We start from the raw sequence: 6,118 nt of genomic DNA, 5'->3' as shown, positions 1-6,118 counted from the left end.
CAAAAATGGACGATGCCGCTGAGGGACTGGCGTATGGCTATGAGCCGCTTTATTATCGAGTTCGGTGATCGTCTGGACGGTCACTACTGAGAAAAGGCATTTACACAGAATCGTGTACAGGGTCGATGGATATGCTCCATCAGGTCACTGATAAAAACATTGATACCGGCGTACAACGCGCGCCAGGTGTTGCAGGCGTTTTCCGGTGGCGTCACGTTGTTGGTCAGATTTTTCACCACTTCCAGTTGTTGTCCTGCGTCATCATGCTCATGTTCCATCACTGAGATCGGACCCGAGGCTTGTGCGCCCATACCTGCCAGGATCATGGGGAACAGGATGCGTTCTTCTTTCATCATGTGCTGGGACAAATCGTCAAGGATCAACGCTAACTGCGCGGCTAGTCCGCGTGGGCACGCCAATTTTTCATGGTGAACACGTTCCACTTTTTCAGCCATCAGGATCAATTCCGGCAACTGCTCGCGGTGACGATCGTGATAACGCTGGATGATGTGGGGAATGATGTCGCCCAGCGGTGCTGAAGGCCAGTGGGTTTCCGTTGAAGGCTGCTCTGCCAGAGCGCTCAGGCGCGCTTCAAGTGCCTCGATATCCAGCTCCAGTTTGTTGGCAGCACGCAGCAGCGTTTGTTTGCCGCCGCAGCAAAAATCGAGATTAAATTCACGGAAAAGTACAGTAGCGCGAGGAATGGCGATAGCCAGTTCCCCCAGTGTACGATCGCGGTAATGCATGATAAGTCCCTCAGCGGTAAAAATAATAAGTTGCATTTTAAATGAATCTTATTGAGATGAATATAACTAAAAAGAGGTACGCCGAGGGGTCATTTAGGATTAAATTTAACCGGGTGATACTCAGACCAGAGCTGTTGTTTTTCTGGTTCCTTCGGTAGTGTTTTTCGCACAAAACTCCTGCCCGTATTGGTGAGTAAGCGGTTCAGATCAATCTGGGTATTGCTTTCGCTTTTGAACGCGTGGTTAAATTTTTTTTCTTCAATCGATTCTGGACTTAACGAATCGACATAACCAGAAAACGCTTTTGTCTCCCGTTTGAAAGCGTTGGCAATTTGTTGACCCAAAGGGTTTGATCCGTCTGCCGAGTAACAGGAAATGACGCGGATGTACTGATAAAGCGCCAGCGTTTCTGCTCGGTAATGATAGTCATACATGTACTTTAGATCTGCGCCATCAACCCTATCCGGTTTTCCCTCTAGCAACAGACTCATTTCTCCCTTGCCGCTGGCGTTAATGCGGCCATGGCCAAGGATGTTTAATCGTTTGGTGCCTTTATACGTATCGTCGAACCAGTAAATACGGAGTTCATTTGGGTTGGTTTTTAAGTCACGAAAATCATGGCCCCAGCGGACATAGTGATCGTCCGATTTATCAGGGCCAAGCAGAGTAATGTCCGAGTCATGAACAATGGAGGTTAACTTTTGCAAAAAAGACGACGTAAGTTGTTCTTTGGGAAACAATGATCGCGTGCCAGAGGGCTCGTTCATTGGCTGGGTGGGTGTTAATGGCGTAATCGGCATCGTTAATCAATGGTAATCACCTGATGTAAACCTGTGTACATTTTGACAGGCGGGCCGTTAGTTAATCATTCATAAACAGATTGCTGGGCTACTGCGCCGTACTCCCTGTCGTGACGGGCGGACTGGATTACTTCAATCCGATCGCTGACGCAGTTAATCACATCAGCGTTGTCGTTGCGAAAGCTGCTCCGGTTAAGCAAGGATGAGAAGTGATGTTTTCTTTCTGTAGCAGATCCTCCTCCTGTACGGAGGATGAGCAATGGGTAGAGTTATGTTGTCCGCAGTTTGAGAACGCCGCATCAAGCGGCGTTCTGTAACCGATTACTGTTTTTGCAGATCGAGGCGGTATAACGCAAAGCCCACGTCATCATGGCCGAGGGATGTCATCGGGTATTGCGCTTTCTCTTTGATAAAAGCCGCGGCCTTCGCTGAAGGTGCCGTTTCCACGCGGATATCCAGTGGTGTGTCGCTCTTGATCTTCGCTAAACGCCAATTGTTGTCCGCTTGAGGTTGCACTTCACCCTGTTTTTGCGTTTCTGCGCTGATATAGGCGGTCAGCACAGAACGGTTTTCATCAGGCGAGGCAAAGGCAACGTACTTTTCCCCGGTTCCGGCAAATTTCTCGCCGTAGGCGCGATAGTTGTTGGTGGCGATCAGAAACGTCATCTTGGGATAGATGGGTCTGCCCTGGTAGGTCAAATTAACGATGCGCTCGGCGTTGGGGTTACGCGGCGCGCACTCCCCGTCGTAACGGGCAGGCTGCGTCACATCGATCTGGTAATTAACACCGTCAATCACATCAAAGTTATAGGTGCGGAAACCGTCCCAGTTGATTAAGGATTGCGGTGCCTTGCTGTGAACATCGATTTGATTGAACTGGCCCGCCGAGCACTCCAGCCACTCTTTCACCTGCTGCCCGTTCACTTTCACCACCACCAGCGTGTTGGGGTAGAGATAGAGGTCGGCGGCGTTACGGAACGTCAGCTCACCCTTTTCCACTTCCACATAGCTGTTAGGGTCGTTCTTTCGGCCGCCCGCTTTAAACGGTGCGGCGGCGGAAAGCACTGGAATATCAGCCAGATCGGGGTCGCCCTGAATAAAGTGCTGCACATAAGCGCGCTGCGCGTTATTGACGATCTGCACGGTGGGGTCATCCTGCACCAGTGACAGATAGCTGTACATGTTGTCAGCGGCTTTACCGATGGGTTTGCCGACAAAGGTGCGCGTTTGCTGATGCGCGTCGGACAACACATTCACCAGATCTTTATCCGCTTCGGCACGTGATTGTTTTTGCGCTTTGTCGAAAATAGGGCGCGCTTGTGCTTTCCCCTCCGTCACCTGCCATTGGCCGCTGTCATTGTTGACCACTAAATCGACAATACCCAGATGATCGCCCCATTGGCCGGGCATCACAGCGGGAATACCGTTCAAGGTGCCCTGCGCGATATCACTGCCGGGAATAGCGGCAAAATCTTTGCTGGGGAAAACGGCGTGAGCATGACCGAACAGAATGGCATTGATGCCCGGTATCTGGCTCAGGTAGTACACCGAGTTCTCTGCCATGGCCTTATACGGCTCGCCAGAAAGGCCGGAGTGGGGGATGGCAACCACAATATCCGCACCTTTTTGCCGCATTTCGGGCACCCACTTCTTCGCGGTTTCGGTTATGTCGGCCACGGTCACTTTGCCACTCAGGTTGGCCTTATCCCACACCATGATTTGCGGCGGTACAAAACCGATATAGCCGATGCGTAAAGTATGAGTCTTACCATCGCGATCTTTTACCGGTGTGTCCTTGATCAGATAAGGCGTGAACAGCGGTTTGCCGGTTTTCGCATCGAGCACGTTGGCGTTTACGTACGGGAAAGCGGCGCCGGACAGCGCTTTGTGCAGATAATCCAGACCGTAGTTGAACTCATGGTTGCCGATGTTGCCCACTGCATAGTCGAGTCGGTTCATGGCGAGATAAACCGGGTGCACCTCGCCCTGTTGCAGCCCTTTGGCCGCCATGTAATCGCCCAGCGGGCTACCCTGAATCAAGTCGCCGTTATCCACCAGAACGCTGTTAGTGGCCTCCTGACGCGCGCCGTGAATCAAGCTGGCGGTGCGTACCAGACCGAATTTATCGGTGGGAGTATCCTTGTAATAATCAAAATCCATCATATTGCTGTGCAGATCGGTAGTTTCCAAAATGCGCAGATCGACGGTGGCAGCGTGCAGTGTGGTGGTAACAAACAGGGCCACTAAACCTGGCGCGAGCGCGTGCTTCATATAGCCTGACTCCTTCATGTTGGCGTTGCACTTGGATTTGAGACTCGTAAAGTATCCTACCAAAGGAAGTAAATTGGCATAGAATCATGACAGGTCAGTGGCGCATCTCACTCTTTTGACAAAGAATAGGTCCGTTACTGCGTTGTATTGTATACACAGCGGGCACCAGAAAGACGAGGTTCATTATGTTGGAACAAATTTGCCAGTTGGCGCGCGACGCCGGTGCCGCCATCATGCAGGTGTATGATGGCGAACGCCCTGTCGATGTCGCGCATAAAAAAGATGCGTCTCCTGTGACCGCAGCGGATTTGGCGGCGCATCACATCATCAAGCAGGGATTGGCGCAGATGTTTGCCGATATTCCCTTGTTGTCGGAAGAAGATCCGCAAGCCTGGGAGGTACGCCAGCATTGGCAGCGCTACTGGCTGGTAGACCCGCTGGATGGCACCAAAGAGTTTCTTAACCGTAACGGCGCGTTCACCGTGAATATCGCGCTGATTGAAAATGGCGCGCCGGTGCTAGGCGTAGTATATGTGCCGGTTACCGGAGTCATGTACGCGGCATCGGGGGGAAAAGCGTGGAAAGAGGTGGAAGGCGTGCGCCGTTTGATCCGTGTTAACCATGCGCACCCGCCGCTGGTGGTAGTGAGCCGTTCTCATCTGGACGCAGAGTTAAAAGACTATTTGCTTCAGCTTGGTGAACACCAGACGGTTGCGATTGGATCTTCGCTCAAATTTTGTCTGGTGGCGGAAGGCAAAGCCCAACTGTATCCGCGTTTCGGGCCGACTAACGTGTGGGACACCGCCGCCGGGCACGCTGTCGCTGCGGCTGCCGGTGCACAGGTACATGACTGGCAGGGCAAAACCCTCAATTATGTACCGCGTGAATCCTTTCTCAATCCAGGGTTTCGCGTGTCGTTGTTTTGATGTACGCAGCGGTATGAGCGAGGCAGGCGTGGTGAGACGATCGTCCACGCCTGTTCTCTGCCGAGAGTTATTCTTTCAACAACTGTGGCAGCAGGTTCATTACTTGCTGCACTTCTTGCGCACTGAGCGCCCCGTCTTTGACATAGCGCACCTGGCCGCGCTTATCCAGCACCACGATCGCTGAACTTTTCTGCTCTAACTGCCAGGCTTTGCGGACGTTGCCATTACTGTCGACGATAAACTGCGACCAGGGAAAGGTTTTTTTACTCTCTTCAAGACTGCTGCGAACAAACGGGCCAGTGCCGATGATGGCGTCGTCGGTATTGACGATTGTCGTCGTTTGGTAATATTCACGCGCTAGATTAGAGGCCTTGATGGCACTTATCAGCGGATCGTTCATCTCTTTGGCCGATGTCCTACCTGCAATGTGCTGGATGACGCGCACCTTTCCCACGAGCTGTGCGCTGTTCCAGTTCTGGTAGCTAAACTGTTGGTTTTGATACATCAGTTCCCCTTTATCGGCAATGCCGGTGGGGGGCAAGGTGCTGTTGAGCGTAAGGTTGTGCGCCATGCAGGGCAGCGCCAACAGGGTACACAAGCTAAACAGGGCTATTCGCAGACGCAGCGTCGAGGTGTGGCAGGCAGTCATAACGTGTCCTCTGGTAGAAAGCGGCGAAGGTTACGCGAAATCGTTGCTTAAACGTAGAGGAAGATATCTGGTCTGTCCTTGTCTGAAATGTGATCGAGCTTCACAATTTTTGTTACGTAAAGGTAAAAATAAAACTATGCTGATCGATAACGGAACTATCTTATAACAGTCTGAAAACCCCGTGAATTATGCTGTTTTTTTGTGTGGAACTAAATGCCATCTGGCGACACTAATAGTTAGGCGTTCTATTAACGCGTGATTTTATACCCCAGCTTGGGGCCGAAGAGAAAAATGAAAACGGGAGGAGAGATACAATGCGGATCTTCAAACGTTACAACCCGTTAAAAGTTGCGAAGTACGTGAAAACGCTGTTTCGTGGCCGGTTGTATATCAGAGGCATCGGTGCTTTCGAGTTTGATTACGGCAAAATATTACTGCCGAAAACCCAAGACAAACAGCATTTGCTGGTGATGTCTGAGGTGAACCGTCAGGTGATGCGGCTGCAAGCCGACATGGGCTAACGGTTCGAGAGGAATGCTGCTGCCGCCAGTGATGGGCAGCAGCAATGGGCTAGCGGTTCAGGCTGGCGCAGGTTGAAGACTAGGCTGTGTCCCTTAATTGCTTGAGCTATAGTATCCATCTGTTTCTACGACACTTTGGATTATGGCTCGCTACGATCTTTCTGATGAAGCATGGGCAATCATTGAGCCCTTGTTACCAACCGTT

6 protein-coding genes are annotated in these 6,118 nt (G+C 51.5%); 2 read left to right on the top strand and 4 right to left on the bottom strand.

What is annotated here, in order from left to right:
* Nucleotides 1-83: 83 nt before the first annotated feature.
* The 3 genes from ytfE to ACTBDZ_RS14090 all read right to left on the bottom strand — a co-directional run bounded on the left by ytfE (nucleotide 84) and on the right by ACTBDZ_RS14090 (nucleotide 3,817).
* Nucleotides 84-746, bottom strand: coding sequence for an iron-sulfur cluster repair protein YtfE (ytfE, locus tag ACTBDZ_RS14100; protein WP_438815788.1), 663 nt, complete (start codon nucleotides 744-746; stop codon nucleotides 84-86).
* 89 nt (nucleotides 747-835) lie between these two features.
* On the bottom strand, nucleotides 836-1,546 hold the full coding sequence (locus ACTBDZ_RS14095) for a hypothetical protein (RefSeq protein ID WP_438815787.1): 711 nt from the start codon (nucleotides 1,544-1,546) through the stop codon (nucleotides 836-838).
* A 321-nt stretch (nucleotides 1,547-1,867) separates the two neighbouring features.
* Nucleotides 1,868-3,817, bottom strand: a complete 1,950-nt coding sequence (locus tag ACTBDZ_RS14090; protein ID WP_438815786.1) for a bifunctional 2',3'-cyclic-nucleotide 2'-phosphodiesterase/3'-nucleotidase — start codon at nucleotides 3,815-3,817, stop codon at nucleotides 1,868-1,870.
* 185 nt (nucleotides 3,818-4,002) lie between these two features.
* On the opposite strand from ACTBDZ_RS14090, the gene cysQ reads away from it, so the two are divergent.
* A complete protein-coding gene (gene cysQ, locus ACTBDZ_RS14085; RefSeq protein WP_438815785.1) occupies nucleotides 4,003-4,743 on the top strand; it encodes a 3'(2'),5'-bisphosphate nucleotidase CysQ in 741 nt (246 codons plus the stop codon).
* A 67-nt stretch (nucleotides 4,744-4,810) separates the two neighbouring features.
* On the opposite strand, the gene ACTBDZ_RS14080 is transcribed toward cysQ, so the two are convergent.
* The gene (locus ACTBDZ_RS14080) at nucleotides 4,811-5,392 is read right to left on the bottom strand and encodes a YtfJ family protein (RefSeq protein ID WP_438815784.1); all 582 of its coding nucleotides are present in this window, start codon (nucleotides 5,390-5,392) and stop codon (nucleotides 4,811-4,813) included.
* A 314-nt stretch (nucleotides 5,393-5,706) separates the two neighbouring features.
* On the opposite strand from ACTBDZ_RS14080, the gene ACTBDZ_RS14075 reads away from it, so the two are divergent.
* Nucleotides 5,707-5,913 (top strand): DUF1107 domain-containing protein, encoded by a 207-nt coding sequence (locus ACTBDZ_RS14075; protein WP_438815783.1) that lies wholly within the window; start codon nucleotides 5,707-5,709, stop codon nucleotides 5,911-5,913.
* Nucleotides 5,914-6,118: the final 205 nt, after the last annotated feature.

Source organism: Symbiopectobacterium sp. (genome assembly GCF_051710365.1).
Lineage (GTDB): Bacteria > Pseudomonadota > Gammaproteobacteria > Enterobacterales > Enterobacteriaceae > Symbiopectobacterium.
Note: the sequence above shows the minus strand (reverse complement) of the source record. Positions and strands in the feature narration are given on the sequence as shown.

Coding starts and splice junctions, on each gene's coding strand:
- ytfE (WP_438815788.1), bottom strand. CDS start 746: ATGCATTACCGCGATCGTACACTGGGGGAACTGGCTATCGCCATTCCT.
- ACTBDZ_RS14095 (WP_438815787.1), bottom strand. CDS start 1,546: ATGCCGATTACGCCATTAACACCCACCCAGCCAATGAACGAGCCCTCT.
- ACTBDZ_RS14090 (WP_438815786.1), bottom strand. CDS start 3,817: ATGAAGCACGCGCTCGCGCCAGGTTTAGTGGCCCTGTTTGTTACCACC.
- cysQ (WP_438815785.1), top strand. CDS start 4,003: ATGTTGGAACAAATTTGCCAGTTGGCGCGCGACGCCGGTGCCGCCATC.
- ACTBDZ_RS14080 (WP_438815784.1), bottom strand. CDS start 5,392: ATGACTGCCTGCCACACCTCGACGCTGCGTCTGCGAATAGCCCTGTTT.
- ACTBDZ_RS14075 (WP_438815783.1), top strand. CDS start 5,707: ATGCGGATCTTCAAACGTTACAACCCGTTAAAAGTTGCGAAGTACGTG.